Annotated in this window: 20 protein-coding genes; 11 read left to right on the plus strand and 9 right to left on the minus strand. The window is 68.5% G+C overall.

The window, feature by feature from the left end:
• Positions 1–2: 2 nt before the first annotated feature.
• From ACQPYK_RS17115 to ACQPYK_RS17130, 4 genes are all read right to left on the minus strand, one after another.
• Entirely contained in the window at positions 3–872 is an 870-nt protein-coding gene (locus ACQPYK_RS17115) for a hypothetical protein (protein ID WP_433256320.1), read from the minus strand.
• Positions 873–930: 58 nt separating this feature from the next.
• Positions 931–1,098 (minus strand): hypothetical protein, encoded by a 168-nt coding sequence (locus ACQPYK_RS17120; protein ID WP_433256322.1) that lies wholly within the window; start codon positions 1,096–1,098, stop codon positions 931–933.
• A 753-nt stretch (positions 1,099–1,851) separates the two neighbouring features.
• Positions 1,852–2,328, minus strand: coding sequence for a hypothetical protein (locus tag ACQPYK_RS17125; RefSeq protein WP_433256323.1), 477 nt, complete (start codon positions 2,326–2,328; stop codon positions 1,852–1,854).
• Positions 2,329–2,426: 98 nt separating this feature from the next.
• Entirely contained in the window at positions 2,427–3,920 is a 1,494-nt protein-coding gene (locus tag ACQPYK_RS17130) for a recombinase family protein (RefSeq protein ID WP_433256325.1), read from the minus strand.
• A gap of 453 nt (positions 3,921–4,373) precedes the next feature.
• On the opposite strand from ACQPYK_RS17130, the gene trxA reads away from it, so the two are divergent.
• Entirely contained in the window at positions 4,374–4,745 is a 372-nt protein-coding gene (gene trxA / locus ACQPYK_RS17135; RefSeq protein WP_433256327.1) for a thioredoxin, read from the plus strand.
• Between the two features lie 82 nt (positions 4,746–4,827).
• On the opposite strand, the gene ACQPYK_RS17140 is transcribed toward trxA, so the two are convergent.
• Positions 4,828–6,159: a class II 3-deoxy-7-phosphoheptulonate synthase gene (locus tag ACQPYK_RS17140; protein WP_433256329.1), complete on the minus strand. Its 1,332-nt coding sequence runs from the start codon at positions 6,157–6,159 to the stop codon at positions 4,828–4,830.
• 65 nt (positions 6,160–6,224) lie between these two features.
• Complete coding sequence (locus ACQPYK_RS17145) at positions 6,225–7,442, minus strand: FAD-dependent oxidoreductase (protein ID WP_433256331.1); 1,218 nt, start codon at positions 7,440–7,442, stop codon at positions 6,225–6,227.
• 94 nt (positions 7,443–7,536) lie between these two features.
• Here ACQPYK_RS17145 and sigK point away from each other — a divergent pair, with 94 nt between their 5' ends.
• The 3 genes from sigK to ACQPYK_RS17160 all read left to right on the plus strand — a co-directional run bounded on the left by sigK (position 7,537) and on the right by ACQPYK_RS17160 (position 9,646).
• Positions 7,537–8,127, plus strand: coding sequence for an ECF RNA polymerase sigma factor SigK (gene sigK, locus ACQPYK_RS17150; RefSeq protein WP_433256333.1), 591 nt, complete (start codon positions 7,537–7,539; stop codon positions 8,125–8,127).
• Positions 8,124–8,870, plus strand: a complete 747-nt coding sequence (locus ACQPYK_RS17155) for an anti-sigma factor (RefSeq protein ID WP_433256334.1) — start codon at positions 8,124–8,126, stop codon at positions 8,868–8,870. Before sigK ends, ACQPYK_RS17155 begins: the two co-directional genes overlap by 4 nt.
• A 269-nt stretch (positions 8,871–9,139) precedes the next feature.
• Complete coding sequence (locus ACQPYK_RS17160) at positions 9,140–9,646, plus strand: GNAT family N-acetyltransferase (RefSeq protein ID WP_433256335.1); 507 nt, start codon at positions 9,140–9,142, stop codon at positions 9,644–9,646.
• 83 nt (positions 9,647–9,729) lie between these two features.
• On the opposite strand, the gene ACQPYK_RS17165 is transcribed toward ACQPYK_RS17160, so the two are convergent.
• From ACQPYK_RS17165 to ACQPYK_RS17175, 3 genes are read right to left on the minus strand one after another with little or no spacing between them, the layout of a single operon-like run.
• On the minus strand, positions 9,730–10,794 hold the full coding sequence (locus ACQPYK_RS17165; protein ID WP_433256337.1) for a Gfo/Idh/MocA family protein: 1,065 nt from the start codon (positions 10,792–10,794) through the stop codon (positions 9,730–9,732).
• Complete coding sequence (rhmD, locus tag ACQPYK_RS17170; protein WP_433256339.1) at positions 10,791–11,972, minus strand: L-rhamnonate dehydratase; 1,182 nt, start codon at positions 11,970–11,972, stop codon at positions 10,791–10,793. The genes ACQPYK_RS17165 and rhmD overlap by 4 nt, the downstream gene beginning before the upstream one ends.
• Positions 11,972–12,850 (minus strand): MurR/RpiR family transcriptional regulator, encoded by an 879-nt coding sequence (locus tag ACQPYK_RS17175; protein WP_433256340.1) that lies wholly within the window; start codon positions 12,848–12,850, stop codon positions 11,972–11,974. Before ACQPYK_RS17175 ends, rhmD begins: the two co-directional genes overlap by 1 nt.
• Positions 12,851–13,004: 154 nt before the next feature.
• Here ACQPYK_RS17175 and ACQPYK_RS17180 point away from each other — a divergent pair, with 154 nt between their 5' ends.
• From ACQPYK_RS17180 to ACQPYK_RS17210, 7 genes are read left to right on the plus strand one after another with little or no spacing between them, the layout of a single operon-like run.
• Positions 13,005–13,763, plus strand: coding sequence for a sugar isomerase domain-containing protein (locus ACQPYK_RS17180; protein ID WP_433256341.1), 759 nt, complete (start codon positions 13,005–13,007; stop codon positions 13,761–13,763).
• A gap of 15 nt (positions 13,764–13,778) precedes the next feature.
• A complete protein-coding gene (gene ngcE, locus ACQPYK_RS17185) occupies positions 13,779–15,182 on the plus strand; it encodes an N-acetylglucosamine/diacetylchitobiose ABC transporter substrate-binding protein (RefSeq protein ID WP_433256343.1) in 1,404 nt (467 codons plus the stop codon).
• A gap of 6 nt (positions 15,183–15,188) precedes the next feature.
• Positions 15,189–16,091, plus strand: a complete 903-nt coding sequence (locus ACQPYK_RS17190; RefSeq protein WP_433256345.1) for a carbohydrate ABC transporter permease — start codon at positions 15,189–15,191, stop codon at positions 16,089–16,091.
• 2 nt (positions 16,092–16,093) lie between these two features.
• The gene (locus ACQPYK_RS17195; protein WP_433256347.1) at positions 16,094–17,014 is read left to right on the plus strand and encodes a carbohydrate ABC transporter permease; all 921 of its coding nucleotides are present in this window, start codon (positions 16,094–16,096) and stop codon (positions 17,012–17,014) included.
• Positions 17,011–17,925, plus strand: coding sequence for an N-acetylglucosamine kinase (locus ACQPYK_RS17200; protein ID WP_433256349.1), 915 nt, complete (start codon positions 17,011–17,013; stop codon positions 17,923–17,925). The genes ACQPYK_RS17195 and ACQPYK_RS17200 overlap by 4 nt, the downstream gene beginning before the upstream one ends.
• Positions 17,922–20,171 carry a hypothetical protein gene (locus ACQPYK_RS17205; RefSeq protein ID WP_433256351.1) on the plus strand — a complete coding sequence of 750 codons (2,250 nt, stop codon included), beginning with the start codon at positions 17,922–17,924 and terminating at the stop codon, positions 20,169–20,171. Before ACQPYK_RS17200 ends, ACQPYK_RS17205 begins: the two co-directional genes overlap by 4 nt.
• The gene (locus tag ACQPYK_RS17210) at positions 20,149–20,385 is read left to right on the plus strand and encodes a hypothetical protein (RefSeq protein ID WP_433256352.1); all 237 of its coding nucleotides are present in this window, start codon (positions 20,149–20,151) and stop codon (positions 20,383–20,385) included. The genes ACQPYK_RS17205 and ACQPYK_RS17210 overlap by 23 nt, the downstream gene beginning before the upstream one ends.
• Positions 20,386–20,396: the final 11 nt, after the last annotated feature.

Below are 20,396 nucleotides of genomic sequence, written 5' to 3' on the forward strand. Positions count from 1 at the left end.
CGTCAGGCTTCAGAGGCGATGATCAGAGCTTCAGGGCGGACCACCTTGGCACCGGCAACGTGAAGGCCGCGCACCACGTCGCCGAACTTGGTGGGGTGCCTGAGGGCCTCCAGCTTGGTGAGCTGGTCACCGTAGGTGGTCGCCACCGGGGAGCCAACAACCATGTTCACCCCGACCGGGAGATGCGGAGTGGACGCAACGGTGAACCCGGCGAGACTGCCAATGACACCGTTCTGGATCGGCTCAGCAGAGCCGTAGGAGCTGGCGATGAACTTTTCATGCTTCAGCATGAGGGCCTTAACCTCAGGGCGGACAACAGCAAATCGGCCCTTGGCGGGAATATCACTGTTGTCGAGAATGACGCCATAGTCAACGAGCGCATTGAACGGGTCACCGGGGGTCGCCCCGGTGGCCTTGAAAACCTTCTTGTTAGCAGGGAGAGCCCCCTCAAGCACCTTCACGCCAACATAGGAGTCAGCAGCGACCCTAAGGCCCTGCATCGCCTCATCGGTGGCGATGCCGATCGGGTCGGGCTTACCGGTCTCGTAGGCTGCCTGCTGGACCTTGTCCAGGTCCCCCAGGATGAAGGCGAACGCCCTACCGTGATCAATGACAAGGGTCTGCTTGTCGGTCTCCACGAACTCCGGCTGAACATCAGCATTTCGGGTGTAGTCAACAATGGTCGGGCGGGTCAGCGCGTTAATGTGGAGCCGATCACCGAACCCATGGATCTCGTCATCAAAGTCCCGGTTCGTACAGAGACCAGAGGCAAGAACGAGTTCCTCGGAGAGAGGAACCATCAGTAGTGCCGACCAGACCTCAGGAATGAACGACGCGATCTCGGTATTACCAGTAGCGGGGAAAACTGCCATCAGGGCATCAACTCTTTCAGGGAGGAACTGTCGAACGTCAGTGCTTGAGTAGTGCGGGTCAGATCTTCCAGCCGTGTACCGTGGGAGCCCAGTACGTGATGGACTTGGGGTCATCCAGCGGTCCGTTAACCGCCACAATCTGAATCTCAGAGTCAAGGCGGTTCTCTCGCCAGGCGGCGAGAACTTCCTTGGCCGTCATATCCGAGAACTGGTCAACAGTGATCATGTGTAGGTCTCCAAGCGGTAGGTAGGCATGCGAAAGGCCCCCGGCCTGAAAGTGGCCGAGGGCCTTAAATGAGGTATCGAGAGGAGAGCCCTTACGTTCTTCTCTCACTTACTATTAGACAGTCTCGTCCAACAATTGTGCTAGACACCCCTGGAGAACTGACGCCTACGCCATCAGCGTCAACAGCTCATACGAGCTATCCCAGCATTCATCTGAGCAGTGCTCCACCATGTCGGGGCTCATCTTGGAGCCACAGATCAGGCACAGGCCTTTTCGACGGCGATAGCTACGACGGGCATGCTCCCGATCCCGTAGCCGCTTCGCCTCCCTGAAGCACTCTGTAGAGCAGTACTCGCGCCATGCTCCGGGCCGTCCTTCGCCAAGCTTTCTGGTTTCTTTGGCCAACTTGCCGCAGTGCGGACAGTTGAGGAGACGGGTGAGGTGACCATCTTCGTAACGGTGGATGTCTTCTCCTAACGATGTGTGCTCACCGGCCGCCCGTGAGGGGGGCGGCCTGAGTCACCCAACGGACCAGTACAGACCTAACGGTCACTCTGGGTAGAGCCCACGGCCTGAACCGTGGGCACTGTAAAAGTGTCTGAAGTAACTAACTGGGCTCATGAGAGCCAGGGGCAACCTGATGACCTACACCGTAGAAGGCTCCAAGCTTCAGGCTTGGAGCTTCCTACTTCTCTCTTCGCCCTTCGGGCTTCTAACTTTCAACTCTTAACTTAGTGCCCGCTACGGCGGGCATCAGACGGGCTCTTCAGTCGGGTGGTTGAAGGGATCGCCGTTGTAGTAGTTCGCCGGAGGCGAGACCTTCCCGTTTCGCTCCGCCGCCTTGTCTGTGGCAGTGATCAATTCAGCCCCAATGCTGTCTTGGAAGTCCTCCTGATACTTCTCCCGTAGATGCTCAGGGAGGGACATGCGAATCTTGGGTGCCCGCTTCACATTGCCGTCTTGGGTGAAGAACCCCAGAGCCAAGAGGATGTTCAGGCTTGCTCTGAACTTGTGATCATTTCCTGTGTATCCCAAGTCTTGGGCAACCGTGGCCAAGCCGATGTGGGTAAACCCGCTGGCTCCATTGATGTGGCGAACGATCGCGAGGGCGAGCAAGAGCGCTTTGCGCGCGTTCTCTGGCCTGTCGAAGTGGGGAAGAATCTCCCGTCCGAACTCATCAAAGAGCATCCGTTCAAACAACACTTTGTTGTCGTACTCCGCTGTGAGCAAGCGGCGGGACTGTATATCAGGGCTCAACTTGATTCCTTGCAGTTAGGGGAAAGTCGGCCCCCGCCGTTAGCGGGGGCCTTAGATAGATGTTCCTGCACTCAGGGGCGTCTTGAGGCCACTTCAAGCATGGCCTCGAAAGTCACGCCCCAGGTCACGTGGATGTTGTTCATTCGCTTGCTCATCTCGGTGACATAGACCTTGTACTCAACCTCTCGGAGATACACACCCTTCTCTTCCTGAGTGAGCCGCCTCCAGAAATCGCGGAACTTCTCGCCTGTGGGCAAGTATTCGGTTCGGGCTTCTCGGTGTGGTAGGGAGGCCAGGTACTTACGCCGCTTGACTAGGGCGTTGATCTCATTTTCAAAGTCTTCTTCGCCGCCAGGGTAGTCGTAATGCCCCTTGCGTCGTTCCTCCCGGGTCTTCCGCATGAGTTCGGCGACGTCGGCAAGCTCTGAGGTGTGATCTTCGCCAGGAACGTGGACTGCCTTCTTTACCTCTTCATCTGCAAGATGGTCGAGAAGGGAGGCCTCTACATACTGTTCAAGCAGATCCTTCCGGATGTAAAGCGCGTCGCAATTCCCGGTCTGGCGGCCGTAGCAGACGTAATAGTCTGTCTTGTTGTACTTGTTTGTTGACTTTTTTGTGTACAAAGGCTCTCCGCACCGGCAGAACGCGACGCGGAGAAGGAGGGAAGCATTCTTGCGCTGAGTGCGCTTCTGGCCACGAACATTGTCGTTGATCGCATCCTGAAGACGTTGCCACTTCTCCCGGCTCATGATGGGAGTGGTGCGGAGGATTGGCGCTCCCCTGTCGTCCCGGAGCACTTCCCCGTTGTGAACCGTTTCCCCAGTCAAGATTCGAGATGTCAGGATCTTGGTCACCGCCTGGAGGGTCCAGACGTTTCCCTTGGGTGACCTCCCCACGCGCATGTTGTTGACGTCCGCAGGAGTAGGGACCTTGGTCGCCCTCAGTTCCTCCACGATGGACACACGCGACTTACCGGCGATCACGGCATCAGCCCATTCGAGAATCCGCTTGGAGTTCTCGTCAGGCTCAAGCCGGAATCCTCCGTCGTCTGCCGGTACGGGTGAGTAGCCATACGGGGCGCTGGAGCCGTTCCACTTGCCCGCTTTACGGCGAGCATCCTTGGCGCTCATCACGCGCGCTCGCGTGGCCTCTGACTCCATGCGGGCGAACACGGCCTGGATGGTTGCGATGCCCTCGCCGGTCGCCGTGATGACATCGAAGTTGGGTTCTGTGGCCGAGATCAGCCGCTTGCCGTGCTTTCGTGCCCAGTCGGCCATCTGGGTAAGGTCCCCGGCGTTGCGGACAAGTCGGTCCGCTCGCCAGAAGACCATGACATCGAACTGGGCTGCCCGATCTCTCATCCACTCCCCAAGCTCGGGGCGATCCCAGGGAGCGTACTCAGTCGCGGAGACGTCAAGGTCCTCCGCATGGCCGACGATCGTGAGGCCGTTCGCTGTGCAGTACTTCTCGCAGATCTCCCGCTGGCGCTGTGGGCTCGTAGTCGTGTCCGTCATGTTGGACAGGCGGATCACGATCAAGGCTCGGGTGCCGTCCGTGACGCTCATCACGGCGGATCGTAGAGCTTGCTTACGCGGAGGCAACGGTTCTCCTGTGCTCATGCCCGGTTCATCTGAACCGGGGAGACCCCATGCGACGGTAAATCCATCGCAAAGTAGAACACAGACGAGAGCCGGATCCTCGATTACAACACCGAATACAACCCGCCGGGCCTCTACCGGCCTGACGCCTTCCGCTCCTCCGACCACGACCCCGTGGTCATCGGGCTCACCCTGCCCGGCGGACGCTAGCCGTACCGGACCGGCTCTGGTCAACTCCGGCAGAACCGGGTCAAACCGCACCGGCCCCGATCCGCCCTGAGCGGCCGGATCGGGGTGCCGGGCCGGCGGCGGCCGATCGGCCGGCGCCGGCCCGTTTCGCGGCCGGTGCGGGATGGAATGCTTGAAGCCGGGAAATGGTTATGCCAGCCGTACAGACGCGAACGACTAGAGGAGCCACCGGTGGCGACCATTGAGGTAACCGAGAAGAACTTCAACGAAATCGCCGACGACGGAATCGTCCTGCTGGACTTCTGGGCGGCCTGGTGCGGACCGTGCCGCACGTTCGGGCCGATCTTCGAGAAGTCGTCGGAGAAGCACGGCGACATCAAGTTCGGCAAGATCGACACGGAGGCCGAGCAGGCACTGGCCCAGGGCTTCGAGATCACTTCGATCCCGACCATCATGGCCATCCGTGACGGCATCGTCGTCTTCGCCCAGCCCGGCGCGCTGCCCGAGCCGGCCCTGGAGGATCTGATCGGTCAGGTCCGCGCGCTCGACATGGACGCGATCCGAGCCGAGCTCGCGAACGAGATGGGCGTCCAGAACAACTGAAGCCGGATCGGAAAAGCCCCGCTGCCAGTGACGGCGCGGGGCTTTCGCACGTGTGGACCCCCTTGACGGGTCGCGGGGCGGCTCAGACCGAACGGTAGAGCTCCGCCACCCGGAAGGCCAGGTCCAGAGACTGGCTTCGGTTCAGGCGCGGGTCGCAGGCCGTCTCGTAGCGCAACGCCAGGTCGTCCTCGACGATCTCCGCGCCGCCGCCCACGCACTCGGTGACGTCGTCACCGGTGAACTCGATGTGGATGCCGCCCGGGTGGGTGCCGAGCTCGCGGTGCACCTCGAAGAAGCCCGCCACCTCGTTCAGGACGTCGTCCAGGCGGCGGGTCTTGTGGCCGCTGGGCGCCTCGAAGGTGTTGCCGTGCATGGGGTCGCAGACCCAGGCGACCTGGGCGCCGCTCGCGGTGACCTTCTCCACCAGCGAGGGGAGGTGCTCGCGGATCTTCGACGCGCCCATCCGGGTGATGAACGTCAGCCGCCCGGGCTCGTTGTCCGGGTTCAGCTTCTCGATCAGCGCGAGAGCCTCCTCCGGGGTGGTCGTCGGGCCGAGCTTGACGCCGATCGGGTTGCGGATCCGGGAGAAGAACTCCACGTGCGCGCTGTCGAGCTGGCGGGTGCGCTCGCCGATCCACACCATGTGCGCCGACACGTCGTACGGCTCGCCGGTGCGGGAGTCGATCCTGGTGAGGGCCCGGTCGTAGTCGAGGATCAGCGCCTCGTGGGAGGAGTAGAACTCCACGCTGTGGAACTCCTCCGGCTCGGCCCCGCAGGCGCGCATGAAGGCGAGCGCCTGGTCGATCTCGCGGGCGAGCTGTTCGTAGCGCTTGCCGGCCGGGGACTCGCTCACGAAGTCCTGGTTCCAGGCGTGCACCTGGCGCAGGTCGGCGTAGCCGCCCTTGGTGAAGGCGCGGGCCAGGTTGAGGGTCACCGCGGAGGAGTGGTAGGCGCGCAGCAGCCGCCAGGGGTCGGGCACACGGGACTCGGGGGTGAAGGCGAAGCCGTTGACCATGTCGCCCCGGTAGGCCGGCAGCTCCACGCCGTCGCGCACCTCGGTGCCCTTGGAACGGGGCTTGGCGAACTGCCCGGCCATCCGGCCGATCTTCACGACCGGCACCTTCGCCGCGTAGGTGAGCACGATCGCCATCTGCAGCAGCGTCTTCAGCTTGTTGCGCACGTCGTCCGCGGTCGCCCCGGCGAACGTCTCGGCGCAGTCGCCGCCCTGCAACACGAAGGCCTCGCCCCGCGCCACCGCCGCCAGGTTCGCCTTGAGGTTGTCACACTCCCCCGCGAAGACCAGGGGCGGCAGCCCCTGCAGTTCGGTGACGACCTTGTCCAGCTCGCCGCGGTCGGGCCACTCGGGCTGCTGCGCCGCGGGCAGCTGCCGCCAGGAATCGAGGTTGATGCTCACGACATACCAGGTTATTGCAACCGAGTGCGCGAGCCGACCCGATTGTCCACGGACTGAGAACGTCTTTATGAACGGTGAGACCCGTCCGAGGTCCGCACATGCTCGGGACGGACGCCTAGGCCGATGAAACGGCGTGCCAGGATGCCGATCAGCGGGAGGTGGGAAATGTCGCGCGATACCCGTATCGGCCTGGCGCCTGCGGACAGGGCGGGGCGGATCAGCCGGTCCTGCACCACGCGCTGGGCGAGCTGGGTGATCACCGTCGGCGGGATGCGGCGGCGCTGGACCTTGGCGAGCAGGGACTCGGGGATCTCGGCTCCGGAGGCGAGCGGGCCGGCCAGCAGGTTGGCCGCGGCCACCGCGTCCTGCACGGCCAGGTTGATGCCGACGCCGAAGACCGGCGACATCGCGTGCGCCGCGTCACCGATGACCAGCAGGCCGGGACGGTGCCAGCGGCGCAGCCGGTTGAGCGCGACCGACAGCATGCTCACGTCGTCGAAGCCCGACAGCAGCCCGACGCGGTCCTTGAGGAAGGGCAGCAGCCTGGCGACCGGCTCGCGAAGCGCTTCGACGCCCCGGGACCGCAGGGCGTCGAAGCCGCCCTTGGGGATCAGATAGGCGAGCTGCCAGTAGGTCTCGCGGTTGATGGCCACCATCATGTGACCGGTGGACACCCGCAGGAACGGGTCGACGGGGTCGGCGGACTCGCGCGGCAGCCGGAACCACAGCACGTCCATCGGCGCGCCGTGCTCCACCGGGACGAGTCCGGCGGCCCTGCGCACGTCGGAGCGGCGGCCGTCGGCGGCCACAGTGAGCGTCGCCCGCAGCTCGTGCTCGCCGTCGGCGTCCCGGTAGCGGACCCCGCGCACCGCGTCGCCCTCACGGATGACGTCGTGCACCTCGGCGTTCATGACGAGGCGGAAGGTGGGACAGCGCTGGGCGGCCCCGGTCACCAGATCGAGGAAGTCCCACTGCGGCACGAACGCGATGTAGCCGTATCGGCCGGGGAGCTTGGACAGGTCGGCGAGCCGCACCGTGGCGTCGTCGGTCCGAATGGACATGGTGCGGGCCTTGCGGTGGGGCAGCCGGTCGAACTCCCCGGCCAGGCCGAGCTCGTCGAGGACCTGCAGGGTCGAGGGGTGGATGGTGTCGCCCCTGAAGTCGCGCAGGAAGTCGCCGTGCTTTTCCAGCAGCGTCACCTGGACGCCGGAGCGGGCCAGTAGCAGCGCGAGCACGGCCCCCGCCGGGCCGCCTCCGACGATCACGCATGTGTTCCGACTCATAATTCATCACCTAATGAAATACTGGCACAGGTCGCCCACGAAGAAAACACCTCTCCCGGCAATCCATTCCTCACCCGGTGTCGAATAGGTAGGTGTGAGGACAGAACGCGAACCTTCAGAGGCGCTGGCCTCCGGGGCGGAGCCCGGCCTGGAGGACCTCCTCGCCCAGGTGGCGCTCGGTCACGAGCAGGCCTTCGAGCGGGTCTACGACCTGCTGGCGGGACCGGTCTTCGGGCTCGCCCGCAGGGTCGTGCGCGACCGGGCCCAGGCCGAGGAGGTGGCACAGGAGGTCCTGGTCGAGGTGTGGCGCACCGCGTCCCGATACGACCGGACACGCGGCAGCGCCCTTTCGTGGGTGATGACCATGGCCCACCGCCGCTCGGTGGACCGGGTCCGGTCCGCGCAGGCCTCGGCCGACCGGGAGGAAAGGGTCTCCCGGATGTCCGGGGAGATCCCCTACGACCAGGTCTCCGAGGCGGTCACCACCCGCCTGGAGGGGGAGCGGGTACGCCGCTGCCTCGGCGGCCTGACGGATCTCCAACGGCAGGCCGTGACCCTTGCCTATTACGGTGGCTACAGCTATCCGGAAGTGTCGGGGCTGCTCCGGGTGCCGCTCGGCACGATCAAGACCAGGATGCGCGACGGGCTCGTCCGGCTCCGCGACTGCATGGGGGTGGAACGATGAACGAGGACCTCCACACCCTGTCCGGCGCCTATGCGCTGCACGCGCTGCCGGAGCGGGAGGTGACGCTCTTCGAAGACCACATGGCCAGGTGCGAGGCCTGCGCCGTCGAGGTGCGAGGCCTGTCGGAGACCGCGGCACGCCTGGCCACGGGCGCCGCCGAGGAACCGCCCGCCGCGCTGCGCGCCCGCGTCATGGCGCGGATCGCCGAGGTCCGCCAGGAACCGCCCCTCCTCGACGTCCGTGTCGAGCCGCGGCTCGGCGCCGTCGTACGGCCGCTGCCTCGCTCCTCCTGGCGCGGGCGCGCCGTGGCGGGCCTGGCCGCGGTGACGAGCGCCGCCGCGGTGGCCCTCGGGGTCGTCGCCGTCGACGCCCAGCGGGAACGCGACGCGCTCCAGCAGATCGTGACGGTGATCGCGGCGCCCGACTCCAGGACGGTCAGCCATCCCGTCTCCTCCGGCGGCACCGGCACGATGGTGATGTCCCCCTCCCGGGGGAAGATGGTGTTCACCGCGAGAGGGCTGCCCCCGCTGCCCGCCTCCCAGGTCTACGAGCTGTGGCTGATGGGCCCCGACGGGGCCCGGCCGGCCGGGCTGCTGGAGCGGGGCGCCGGCGGAGTCACACTCCCGATCATGGCCACCCCGCTGCGCGGGGACGCCCGGGTCGGCCTGACCGTCGAGCCGGCGGGCGGCTCCGACCAGCCCACCACGACCCCCATCATGGTCGCCGACCTCCCGGCCGCCTGACCGATGTCTTGGCCGCAAGCCCCGTTCCTCAAGGCGGGGTCGAAGCCGGGACACGCCACCACGCCCGTCCCCGAGGACGGGCGCCGGGACGGCGGGGATCGCGTCCGCCGCGGGCGGTGCGCCTCGGGACGATGGGGATGACGATGGGAATCGGGACGGTCGCCTCCGCCTCTGGAGGTCCACCCCGAGAGGTGCGCCCCGGGAGGACGGGAGGCTCATCCGCCTCACGGGGGACGCGCGGCGCGACCCCGCCGGGCGATAGTCGTTCCATGACCGTTTACGAGACCGACCGGCTGGTCGTGCGCCAGTGGACCCACGATCAGGCCGACCTCGACCGCATGACGGACCTCTATTCCCGAACGGAGGTCACCCGCTGGCTGCCGCCCTTCACCTTCGAGGCGGCGCCCGCGGTGGACGGCTGGCGGGCCTTCCACGAGCGGGACCGGCGGTTCGGGTCCTGGGCGGTGGAGGTGCGCGACACCGGGGTGGCCGCCGGGACGGTGCTGTTTCGGCCGATTCCCGGGGGAGAGGGGGAGGTCGAGGTGGGCTGGCACTTCCACCCCGACTCCTGGGGGAACGGCTACGCCACCGAGGCGGCCCGCGGCGCGGTCGAGCGCGGCTTCGCCTCCGGGCTGGAGGAGGTCTACGCCCTGGTGATGCCGGGCAACGAGGCGTCCATGGCGGTCTGCCGCAGGCTCGGCATGACCTCGCTCGGCCGGACCCGGCGGTTCTTCGAGCTGGAGTCGGAGATGTTCCGCCTTCCCCAGGAGCGGTAACCCCTTCCCCGGGAGCGGTGACCCGCCGAGGGATCTCGGGGGTCGCCGGCGGAAGGTGCCTGCGGCCCGCCCCTACGGTTCGGTCAGGTCCCTTCGCCGCAGGCGGCTTCGTGCGCCCGGCCCGGCCGTCGCCGCCGGTCGGCGGGGTGGGGGTGGATCGTGACCGGGCCGCCGGTCTCGGCCGACTCGTAGGCCGCCTCGATCACGGCCACCGCCGCGGCGGCTTCCGCGCCGGGCGCGTGGTTCTCGCCCCGCCCCGCGACCAGTGCTCCGAACGCCTCGACGGGAGCGTGCCTGGCCCACGCGGTCTGGCTGGGGTCGGGAGCCAGGCGGATCTGCGAGCCGTCCGGCCGGTGGACGGCGGCGGTGCCGTACTGGATGTCGTGCTCGACCATGCCGGCGGTGCCGTAGAAGCGCAGGCGCTGCCTGGTCGGCAGGCCGCCGGGCACGGTGCCGGTCGCGGTCAGCGCGCCCACGCAGCCGCCGGCGAGGCGGAGCGTGAGCGCGTTGACCACGTCGAGGGGCAGCGAGCGGTTGTCCATGTAGGCGAAGACCTGTTCGGCCCGGCGGCCGGTCGCGCGGATCAGGGCGCCGACGAGGTGGGTGAGCTGGGCCTGGCCCTGCCCACCCGCGGCGAGGGCGGGGTCGCCGTAGGACGAGGTACCGGTGAACAGGTCCATCATGGCGGAGGAGAAGTCGCCGTTGACGCAGACCAACTCGCCGATCTCCTCCTGTACGGCGGCGCGCACGCGTGCGGCGGCGGCCGTGTACTGGCCGGTGTACCCGACCGACAGATGCGCTCCCGCGCGGTCGGCCGTGGCGACCAGGTCCCATGCCTGCGCGGCGGTGGTCGCCATGGGCTTTTCGACCAGGACGTGGATGCCGGCCTCCAGCGCGGCGCGGGCCAGGGCGTGGTGCGTGGCGTGCGGCGTGGCGATGACGACGCCGTCGACCAGGCCGGAGGCGAACAACTCGGCCGGGTCGGTGAAGGCGCGGACTCCGCCCGAGGCCCCGGCCGCCTGCGAGGCGCGGAGCGGATCGGTGTCGCACACCGCGGCCAGGTCGAGCTCGGGAGAGGCGGCGATGGCCGGCAGGTGGGCGAAGCGAGCCCACCAGCCCAGGCCGATCACACCCAGTCGAACGGTCACCGGACGCGGTGCAGCGGGACGGCGGGGTCGAGCTCCAGCCCGAAGCCGGGCGCGTCGCCCAGCCGCACCCTGCCGTCGACCGGGAACGATTCGCCGGTGAAGACGGGATGTTGCGGGACCAGGTCGCCGCAGTCTCCGGCGAAGATGCCGAACTCGGCCAGCGGCGGCTCCGGCCGGGTCGCGATGAAGTGGTAGGCGTAGTGGCCACCGGTGTGCGGGATGAGCCGGGCGCCGCTCGTTCGGGCGACCGCCGAGATCCGGCGCAGTTCGGTGAGCCCGCCGCACCAGTTGGGATCGGGCTGGAGGAGGTCCACCCCCGATTCGCAGAGCAGGCCGAACCCGGCGGCGGTGTACTCGTGCTCACCCGAGGCCAGCGTCATCTGCGGCGGCAGGCGGTCACGTAGGCGCCGGTGGGCGGCGTAGTCGTCGGGCCGCAGAGGTTCCTCGATCCAGTGGAAGCCGAGCGGCGCGACGGCGTGGCCCAGGCGAGCGGCGTAGTCGACGTCGAGTGACATCCAGCAGTCGTACATGAGCGGGAAATCCGCGCCGACGCTGTCACGCGCCTGCTCGGCGATGGAGACGTTGGCGCGGAAGCCGTCCTCGCCCTCGACCGGCGCGTAGGTCAGCGGGATCTTCGCGCCCCAGAAGCCGAGCTTGCGCGCGATCTCGGGCCGCGGACCGGTGGCGTACAGCTCGACCGACTCGTGCACCGGGCCGCCGAGCAGGGTGTGCACCGGGGTCTGCGTGATGCGCCCGTGCAGATCCCAGATCGCCAGGTCGACGGCGGAGAGGGCGTGCAGGGCCAAGCCCTTTCGCCCGTAGTGCAGCGTGCTGTTGAACATCCGGTCCCAGAGCCGCTCGTGGTCGAAGGCGCTCTGGCCTCGCACGAGGTAGGCCAGGTGCAGCGCGACCAGGGTGGCGACGACCACCCCGCCGTTGGTGGTGCCGACGCCCACGTGCCCGGAGGCGCTCTCCACCTGGACGACCACGGTCTGCTGGGAGTTGGGCCCGATGGCCGCCATCCGGTCGTCGCGGAAGTCGGCGTGCTGGCTCATCGGGCTGGCGACCTTGCGCCGCTTCCACTGCCGTAACGCCTCATTGTCGGCGGGGTCGGCCGCCGCGGGCGGAAGGTTGGTGTAGTCGGCCACGTAGGCGCGGACGTCCACGATCCGGTCCATCAGTTCCCCTGCTCTTTGTACGGCTGGACGGCCTGCTGCGCCGCGGCCATGGTCTCGCCCGCCTGCTCGAAGGTCCGCTGGGCCACCGCGATGAACAGCACGTCGACCACGGCGAGCTGGCCGTGCCGGGTGGCCAGCGCCTCGGTGCGGAACCCGGTCTGCCGGATCCTGGTCAGCAGGGTGAGCTCGGCGCGGGCGGCGAGGGGGGAGGCGGGGTCGTTGCAGATCGCGATGGTGGCCGCGCCGTGGATCATCGCCTCGGTCACCAGGTCGATCACCTCCTTGGTGCGGCCGCTGTGCGAGATGGCCACCACCACGTCGCCGGGGCCGAGCAGCGCGGCGCCGCTGAGCGCGATGTGGGTGTCGGTCGAGGTCCAGGCGGGCACGCCGATGTGGTAGAGCCGCTGCTGCAGCTCCGAGGCCACGGTGGAGCTGCCTCCCGCGCCGAACGCCCACACCCTGCGGGCGGTGGCGAGCATGGTGGAGGCCCGGTCGGCAGCCTCCAGGTCGAGCCGGGAGACGGTCTCGACGGCGGCCTGAGTGATCGCGGCGGAGACCACCTCGGCGATGCGCTGGATGCCGTCGTCCTCGGCCACGTCGGCGCCGATGCTCGCGCTCCACGGCTCGGCCCGGGTCCTGCCGCTGTCGGAGGCCAGGGCCAGCCTCAGCTCCGCGTAGCCGTTCAGGCCGAGCGCCCGGCACAACCTGGTGACGCTGCCGGTGGACACCCCGCACCGGTCGGCCAGGTCGAGGATGGTCAGGCGGGCCACCGCGCCGGGATCTGCCAGCACCAGTTCGGCGATGGCGCGCTGGGCCTCGGGCATCGAGGACGCCAGCGAGGCGATCCGGTCGACGATGCCCTCCACGGGGCTCTGCATGTAGGTCCTCCCTATCCGCTTCACGGAGAATAATTATTCATCGTTACGGCGTCAATGGCGAATCCGTGCGTACGCAACCCCTTGACGATCAGGGTGATTTGGTCGCATCTTAGCGGCCACAGAGAAAAATTGATCGCTATTGATCGAGGTGTCGATGTCTTCCGTCTCCGCTGCGGCCTATCTGGACGTGCTTCAGGACCTCATGGCCAGGGTGAGCGCGTCCCAGGCGCCGCTCGTGGACAAGGCGGCGGCGCTGATCGCCGAGGCCATCACCGCCGGAGGCGTCCTGCAGGCCTTCGGCAGCGGCCACTCCGAGGCGTTCGCCCTGGAGCTGAGCGGCCGTGCGGGCGGGCTGGTCGCCGCCAACCGGATCGAGCTGCGCGACCTCGTGTTGCGCGGTGGCGCCGAGCCGGACGTGCTGACCGATCCGCTGCTGGAGCGAGATCCCGGCGTCGCGCGCCGGCTGTACGAGCTGGCCGCGCCGCACCCGCGCGATGTCTTCGTCATCGCGTCCAACTCGGGGGTCAACGGCTCGATCGTCGAATTCGCCGCCCTGGTCAAGGCCAGAGGCCACGCGCTGATCGCGGTGACCTCGGCGGAGCACTCCGGGCGGATGGCCTCCCGGCACCCGTCGGGGCTGCACCTGGCCGACCACGCCGACATCGTGCTGGACAACGGCGCGCCGTACGGCGACGCGATCATCCCGCTGCGCGACGGCGGCCACGTGTGCGGGGTCTCCTCCATCACCGGCGCGCTGCTGGCCCAGCAGATCGTGGCCGAGGTGGTGCGCCGGATGGAGGAGTCGGGCGTGCGGCCACCGGTGTACCTGTCGGCGAACGCCCAGGGTGGCGACGAGCACAACCGCCTCCTCGAAGAACGGTACGACGGGCGCATCCGCCGGACCACCAGGTAACCCAGGAGAACGACCATGAAAGATCTTTCCCGGCGTCAGCTTCTGCGCGGAGCGGCCCTGACGGGGACCGGCCTGCTGGCCGCGGCCTGCGCCATGCCCGGCGGCGCCGCCGGCACGCCCAAGCCGGCCATGACGGGCGCGATCAGCGCCACCAACCCGCTCGGCATCGACGAGACCGGCCCCCTTGAGATCGTCATCTTCGACGGCGGATTCGGCGACGCCTACGCCACCGAGATCCACGAGCCGATGTTCCTGAGCAGGCATCCCAAGGTGCGGCTCAAGCACGTCAGCACCAAGGAGATCTCCGGGACCCTGCAGCCGCGTTTCGTCGGCGGCGACCCGCCCGAAGTGATCAACAACGACGGCGCCCAGGCGCTCGACCTGGCGGCGCTGGTGCAGGGCGGTCAGGCGCAGGACCTGACGCCGCTGCTCGAAGCCCCCTCCTGGGACGACCCGGGCAAGAAGGTGCGTGAGGTCCTGCTGCCCGCCGCGATCGAGGCCGGTTCGTTCGACGGGAAGCCGTACAGCCTGCCGTACGTGTTCATGATCTTCGGCTTCTGGTACTCCGGAAAGCTGTTCGCCGAGAAGGGCTGGAAACCCGCCACCACCTGGGATGAGTTCCTCACCCTCTGCGGAGAGATCAAGAAGGCCGGCATCGCGCCGTTCGCCTACGCGGGAAAGTACCCCGGCTATGTCTGGGAGGCGATCCTGACGATGGCCGTCAAGCACGGGGGGCTCGACGTGATGAGGAACGTCGACAACCTGGAGGACGGCGCCTGGAAGGTCGACGCGCTCAGGAAGGCGGCCACCGCGTTCGGCGAGCTGCACGCCAAGGGCTACCTGCTGCAGGGGACCGAGGGCCTCAACCACACCGAGTCGCAGACCAGGCAGAACGGCTACGAGGTCGCCGTGATCCCCAACGGCTCCTGGCTGGAGAACGAGCAGAAGAAGGTCGCCCCGGCCGACTTCGGCTACGCCATGTCCCCGGTCCCCGCGCTCGAGGCCGCTGAGGCGCTCCCGAACACCGCGCTGCACGCGATGCCCGGCGCCGGGTTCCTCGTGGCGTCCAGGAGCAAGAACCCACAGGCGGGCATGGAGTATCTGCGCACGATGGTGTCCAGCGAGGGCGCGGGCAAGTACAGCGGCCTGGTCAGCACGCTCACCACGGTCCGCGACGCCGTACTGCCCGCCGACGCCCGGCCAGGGCTCAAGAGCGCGGCGGCCGCACTGAGCGCGGCGGGGACCGGCCTGGTCAACTGGCGTGTGCACGAGTGGTATAAGGAGATCGCCACCGAACTGGACGCCGCCACCGGCCGGCTCATGACCGGCGGCATCACCGCCGACCAGTGGGCGGAGCGTCTGCAGCGCAAGGCCGACGCCGTCAAGAAGGACTCCTCGATCAAGAAGTTCTCGAGGTAGCCCGCCGTGCGGCACGGACGACGGCGCTTCGTCATCGGATTCCTGACGGTGCCCGTCCTCCTCTACGTGGTCTACGTGATCTCCCCGTACGCCCAGGCGTTCCAGATCTCGATGACCGACTGGAGGGGGATCGACGCCCGGCCGGAGTTCATCGGGCTGGAGAACTTCCGGCGGTTGCTGGACGATCCCGTCTTCTGGAAGGCGATCAGCCACAACGCGATCCTCCTGGCCGGCCTGCCCGTCATCACCCTCGGGCTCGCCCTTTTCTTCGCGTACCTGCTCAACGCCGGAGGCGACCGCCCCGGCGCCGGGATCCGCGGGTCGCGCTTCTACCGCGTGGTGTTCTTCTTCCCCCAGGTCCTGTCGGTCACGATCATCGCGGTGATGTTCCAGTCGGTGCTCCGCCCCGACCGCAGCGGCGTCGTCAACGGGCTGCTCATGCAGCTGGGCCTGGAACCCGTCGGCTTCCTCACCGACCCGGGCCTGGCCCTGTGGTCCATCCTCGGGGTGCTGGTCTGGCAGGCGGTCGGCTTCTACGTCGTGCTGTTCTCCGCCGGCATGGCCGCGATCCCCAGAGAGCTGCACGAGGCCGCGCAGATCGACGGTGCGGGCAAGGCCGCCGCCTTCTTCCAGGTGACCCTGCCCCTGCTGCGGCACACCGTGCAGGTCGGCTGGGTCTATCTGGGGGTCGCCGCCTTCGACGCGTTCTCGATCGTGTTCGTGCTGTCGGCCGAGCACGGCGGCCCCGACTACAGCACCACCGTGCTGGCGAACGAGGTCTACCGCAACGCCTTCGGCTACGCGAAGTTCGGTTACGCGTCGGCCATCGGGGTGGCCCTGTTCTTCTGCACGATCACCTTCGCCGCGCTCACCCTGCGGCTGACCCGGCGCGACCGACTGGAGTTCTGACGATGGCCGTCGACGTCCATCCCGCCGTACGGCGGCGCGCCCCGAGCCCGCCTCGTGCCCCACGGGCCCCGCGCGGGCCGAGGCGGCTGGCGCACCTGGCGCTGATCCTCTGGGCGATCCTGGTCATCGTCCCGATGCTGTGGACCTTCCTGGCGTCCTTCAAGGACACCGCGGAGATCTTCGGCCCCGCCTGGACGCTGCCGGCCAGGCTCCGGCTCGACAACTGGGCCAGAGCCGTCGACCAGGCGCACATCGGCACCTACCTGGTCAACACCGTGATCGTCGTGCTGTTCTCCACGGCGGGCACCATGGTGCTGGGCTCGATGGCCGCCTACGTGCTGGCCCGCTATCCCTTCCGTGGCAGCGGCGCCATCTACCTGCTCCTGGTCTCCGGCATGGCCTTCCCCGTCTACCTGGCGCTCACCCCGCTCTTCTTCGTGGTCAAGAACACCGGCTCGATCCCGGTCATCGGCCCGTTCATCGGCCTGGACACGCACGGCGGACTGGTGCTGGTGTACATCGCCTACTCGCTGCCCTTCACGGTGTTCTTCCTGACCGCGTTCTTCAGGACGCTGCCCGGCTCGGTGGCCGAGGCGGCGTTCATGGACGGCGCCTCGCACTCACGGATCTTCTTCCAGGTGATGCTTCCCATGGCGAGACCCGCGCTGACCGGCATCACGATCTTCAACGTCCTCGGGCAGTGGAACCAATACCAGTTGCCGCTCGTGCTGCTCAGCGGCAACGCCCGTGACAAGTGGGTGCTCACCCAGGGCATCGCCGACATCTCGACCGCCACCGGCTACAGCGCCGACTGGGGCGCCCTGTTCGCGGCGCTCAGCATGTCGATCCTTCCGATGCTCGCCGTCTACGTCGTCTTCCAACGGCACATCCAGGCCGGCATGACGGAAGGAGCGCTCAAATGACCCTCACCCTCGGACTGGACGTGGGCGGCAGCACCACCAGGGCGCTGGTCGCCGACCTGGAGGGCACGGTGATCGCCAGGGCGACGGGCGGTGGCGGCAATCCGGTCGCCCACGGCGCCGTGGCCGTGGAGGTGATCGGCGCGACCGTCCGTGAGGCACTGGCCGGGCTGGACCCGGCCCGCGTGCGCGCCGGAGTGATCGGCCTGGCGGGCGGGATGGGCCGTCACGCGGCGGAGTTCGACCGGCTCTGGGCCCGGCTGGGGCTCGGCCGCGGGCCCCGGCTGGTAAGCGACGTGGAGCTGGCCTTCGTCGCCGGCACGCACCACGCCTCGGGAAATGTCCTGGTCAGCGGGACCGGGGCGGCCGCCGCCCGGATCGTCGACCACGCGGTGACGCGGACCGCCGACGGCCACGGCTGGCTGCTGGGCGACCTCGGGTCGGGGGTCTGGATCGGCAGGGAGGCGGTGCGGCACGCGCTGCGGTCCATCGACCGCGGGCTCGCTCCGCCGCTCGCCACGGCCGTGCTGGAGCGGCTCGCCGGGGGCGGACCCGCCGATCGCGCCGCCGTCGGGAGAGTGGTCGAGGCGGTGCACGCCGCCCCGGTGACCGCGCCGGCCGCACTGGCTCCCGCGGTGGTCCAGGCCGCCGCCGAGGGCGATCGGGACGCGGTGGACATCCTCGCCCGGGCCGCCGCCCACCTCGTGACCACCCTGGGCGTCGTCCGGGACGCGGCGGACGACTCGCCCGTCGTGCTCGGCGGCGGCCTGCTCGCCGCCGGCACCCCGCTCGCCGTCGCCGTGGGAGAGGCGGTCGCCGAACGCTGGCCCGCGGCGCCGATCACGTACTCGGGCGACGGCGCGGCCGCCGCCGCCCGGCTCGCCCGTCACGACCTCGGAAAGGGCCGCCGATGAAGCGCACCCTGTTATGCCTGACCCTGCTCGCCTCCTGCCTGACAGCCCTTCCGGCCGCCACCGCCACCGCTGCCGCGGCCCCCCAGCTCACCGACACCTTCGACCGGGCACGCGACACCGACCCCACCTACGGGCTCAACGACTCCCTGGGAGTACGGCAGGGCGGGACCGCGCGGGGTGTCACCTACACCCGGGTGTCGGGGTCATGGACCTCCACTAATCCGCCTGCGCCGTACTACTCGCAGGTCAACCACTCCGACTACCCCGGCAAGCTGGCCTTCGCGCTGGGCCGCTCCGCCGTGCGGCTGGACGCGCCGGTGGCGCCGGACGTCAACGACGCCTACACGGTCTCGGCCACCGTCGACCCCGACCCGAAGCTGCGCGGCACGCCCGGGGACTGGAGCTCGATCATGCTGTCGCGCACCTCCGGCTCGGTGGGCTACGTCACGAGCGCGGACGTCCAACTGGGGCTGACGGTCGCGCGCAACGGCGAGGTTCAGCTGTTCCGCGCCGGGACCGCGCTGTGGAGCGCCCCGCTGACCACCACGCGGGCCGACGACGGCTTCCACGTCACCATCGCCGTGACCGGCGCCTCCAAGGCCGACCCGTCGGTCACCGTCACCGTCAACGGCGCCACCCGCACCACCGGCCTCGGCGCCCCCATCGCCAGGCCGTACCTCTACCTGGGCGCCTATGTCAGCAACGACAAGCAGGTCAGCACCGTCGACGACCTGGCCGTCAGCCGCGTCTCCCGCTTCGCCGACAGCTTCGACGGAGCCAAGGACGTCGATCCCGGCTACGGGCTCAACGACTCGCTGGCCGGCAGGCAGGCGCCTCTCTTCAACGAGAAGTACACCCGGGTGTCGGGTAACTGGTATTCCTACGACCCGCCTGCGCCGTACTACTCGCAGGTCAACCACTCCGACTACCCCGGCAAGCTGGCCTTCGCGCTGGGCCGCTCCGCCGTGCGGCTGGACGCGCCGGTGGCGCCGGACGTCAACGACGCCTACACGGTCTCGGCCACCGTCGACCCCGACCCGAAGCTGCGCGGCACGCCCGGGGACTGGAGCTCGATCATGCTGTCCAGGGCGGCGGACTCCACCGGCTACGTGACCAACGGCAACGTCCAACTGGGGCTGACCGTCGCGCGCAACGGCGAGGTTCAGCTGTTCCGCGCCGGGACCGCGCTGTGGAGCGCCCCGCTGACCACCACGCGGGCCGACGACGGCTTCCACGTCACCATCGCCGTGACCGGCGCCTCCAAGGCCGACCCGTCGGTCACCGCCACCGTCAACGGCGCCACCCGCACCACCGGCCTCGGCGCCCCCATCGCCAGGCCGTACCTCTACCTGGGCGCCTATGTCAGCAACGACAAGCAGGTCAGCACCGTCGACGACCTGGCCGTCAGCCGCGTCGATCCCTACCCCGGCCTGGAGTACTACGGCTACTTCGCCACCCGGGCGCTCAAGAGCTGGGGCAACCACCTGCCCGAGGTCACCGGCTTCGCCAACCTCCACTGGATCAGCGTCTCTCCCGACTGGAACGACCCGACGACCGGATACACGGTCTCCGAACTGGCCGGCTGCCCGCCCCACTCCTGCGCGCTGTACGTGGGTGAGGAGTTCTTCCCGCCCTCGACCTGCGTCAACGGCACCTGCCCCATCGATCCGCAGCAGACCAGATGGAAGAAGTTCGTCGAACTGGTCAAGCCCTACCAGGACCGGATCGCGACGATCTACCTGAAGGACGAGCCCCAGGTCTACGGCGTCACCAACGCCGACCTGCAGACCATGGCCGGCGCGGTGAAGGCGTCGATGGCGCCCGGATCCGGATTCGGGCCGTTCCCCATCATGCTGACCCTGGCCAGCGGAGACGTGAACCCGGCCACGTACATCCCCGCGGAGGTCGACTGGGTCGGCGTCGACGACTACAACGCGGACGCGGCCAGGCTCGACCACCTGCTCGGCGCTCTGGAGCGGATGACGGGCGGCGCGAAGCGGACCTACCTCTTCCCGCCGACCGAGGTCGCCCCCTACACCGGCCAGTACGACACCCCCGCGAAGATCGAGGCGGTCCAGCAGGTCTACTTCGACGCCGCCAGGAAACACCCGAGCGTGATCGCCATCATGAACTTCGGAGTCTGGGTGGAGGCCACGGCAGGCAAGCCGATCACCTACCCGAACCAGATCCCCGGCGTCTGGGCGGCCCAGGAGAGGTACGGCAATGCCGTCACCGTCAAGAATTGACGCCCACCACCACGTATGGGAGCTGGCGCGGCGACCCCACCACCGGCTGGACACCCCCGCGCCGGCCCCCATCCGGGCGGACTTCCCGCCGGCCGCCAACCCGCCCGTCGGGTCCGCGACGGCCGACGCCCTGATCGCCGGCCTGTCGCCGAGCGAACGCGCCGCCGTGCTCCACGGGACGGCGACCAGCGTCTACGACCTCACCCTCACCTGATCCACCGGAGT

The sequence above is a fragment of the Streptosporangium sp. CA-135522 genome, assembly GCF_050949235.1.
Lineage (GTDB): Bacteria > Actinomycetota > Actinomycetes > Streptosporangiales > Streptosporangiaceae > Streptosporangium.

Coding starts and splice junctions, on each gene's coding strand:
- ACQPYK_RS17115 (WP_433256320.1), bottom strand. CDS start 872: ATGGCAGTTTTCCCCGCTACTGGTAATACCGAGATCGCGTCGTTCATT.
- ACQPYK_RS17120 (WP_433256322.1), bottom strand. CDS start 1,098: ATGATCACTGTTGACCAGTTCTCGGATATGACGGCCAAGGAAGTTCTC.
- ACQPYK_RS17130 (WP_433256325.1), bottom strand. CDS start 3,920: ATGAGCGTCACGGACGGCACCCGAGCCTTGATCGTGATCCGCCTGTCC.
- ACQPYK_RS17145 (WP_433256331.1), bottom strand. CDS start 7,442: ATGAGTCGGAACACATGCGTGATCGTCGGAGGCGGCCCGGCGGGGGCC.
- ACQPYK_RS17155 (WP_433256334.1), top strand. CDS start 8,124: ATGAACGAGGACCTCCACACCCTGTCCGGCGCCTATGCGCTGCACGCG.
- ACQPYK_RS17160 (WP_433256335.1), top strand. CDS start 9,140: ATGACCGTTTACGAGACCGACCGGCTGGTCGTGCGCCAGTGGACCCAC.
- rhmD (WP_433256339.1), bottom strand. CDS start 11,972: ATGGACCGGATCGTGGACGTCCGCGCCTACGTGGCCGACTACACCAAC.
- ACQPYK_RS17175 (WP_433256340.1), bottom strand. CDS start 12,850: ATGCAGAGCCCCGTGGAGGGCATCGTCGACCGGATCGCCTCGCTGGCG.
- ACQPYK_RS17180 (WP_433256341.1), top strand. CDS start 13,005: ATGTCTTCCGTCTCCGCTGCGGCCTATCTGGACGTGCTTCAGGACCTC.
- ngcE (WP_433256343.1), top strand. CDS start 13,779: ATGAAAGATCTTTCCCGGCGTCAGCTTCTGCGCGGAGCGGCCCTGACG.
- ACQPYK_RS17195 (WP_433256347.1), top strand. CDS start 16,094: ATGGCCGTCGACGTCCATCCCGCCGTACGGCGGCGCGCCCCGAGCCCG.
- ACQPYK_RS17200 (WP_433256349.1), top strand. CDS start 17,011: ATGACCCTCACCCTCGGACTGGACGTGGGCGGCAGCACCACCAGGGCG.
- ACQPYK_RS17205 (WP_433256351.1), top strand. CDS start 17,922: ATGAAGCGCACCCTGTTATGCCTGACCCTGCTCGCCTCCTGCCTGACA.
- ACQPYK_RS17210 (WP_433256352.1), top strand. CDS start 20,149: ATGCCGTCACCGTCAAGAATTGACGCCCACCACCACGTATGGGAGCTG.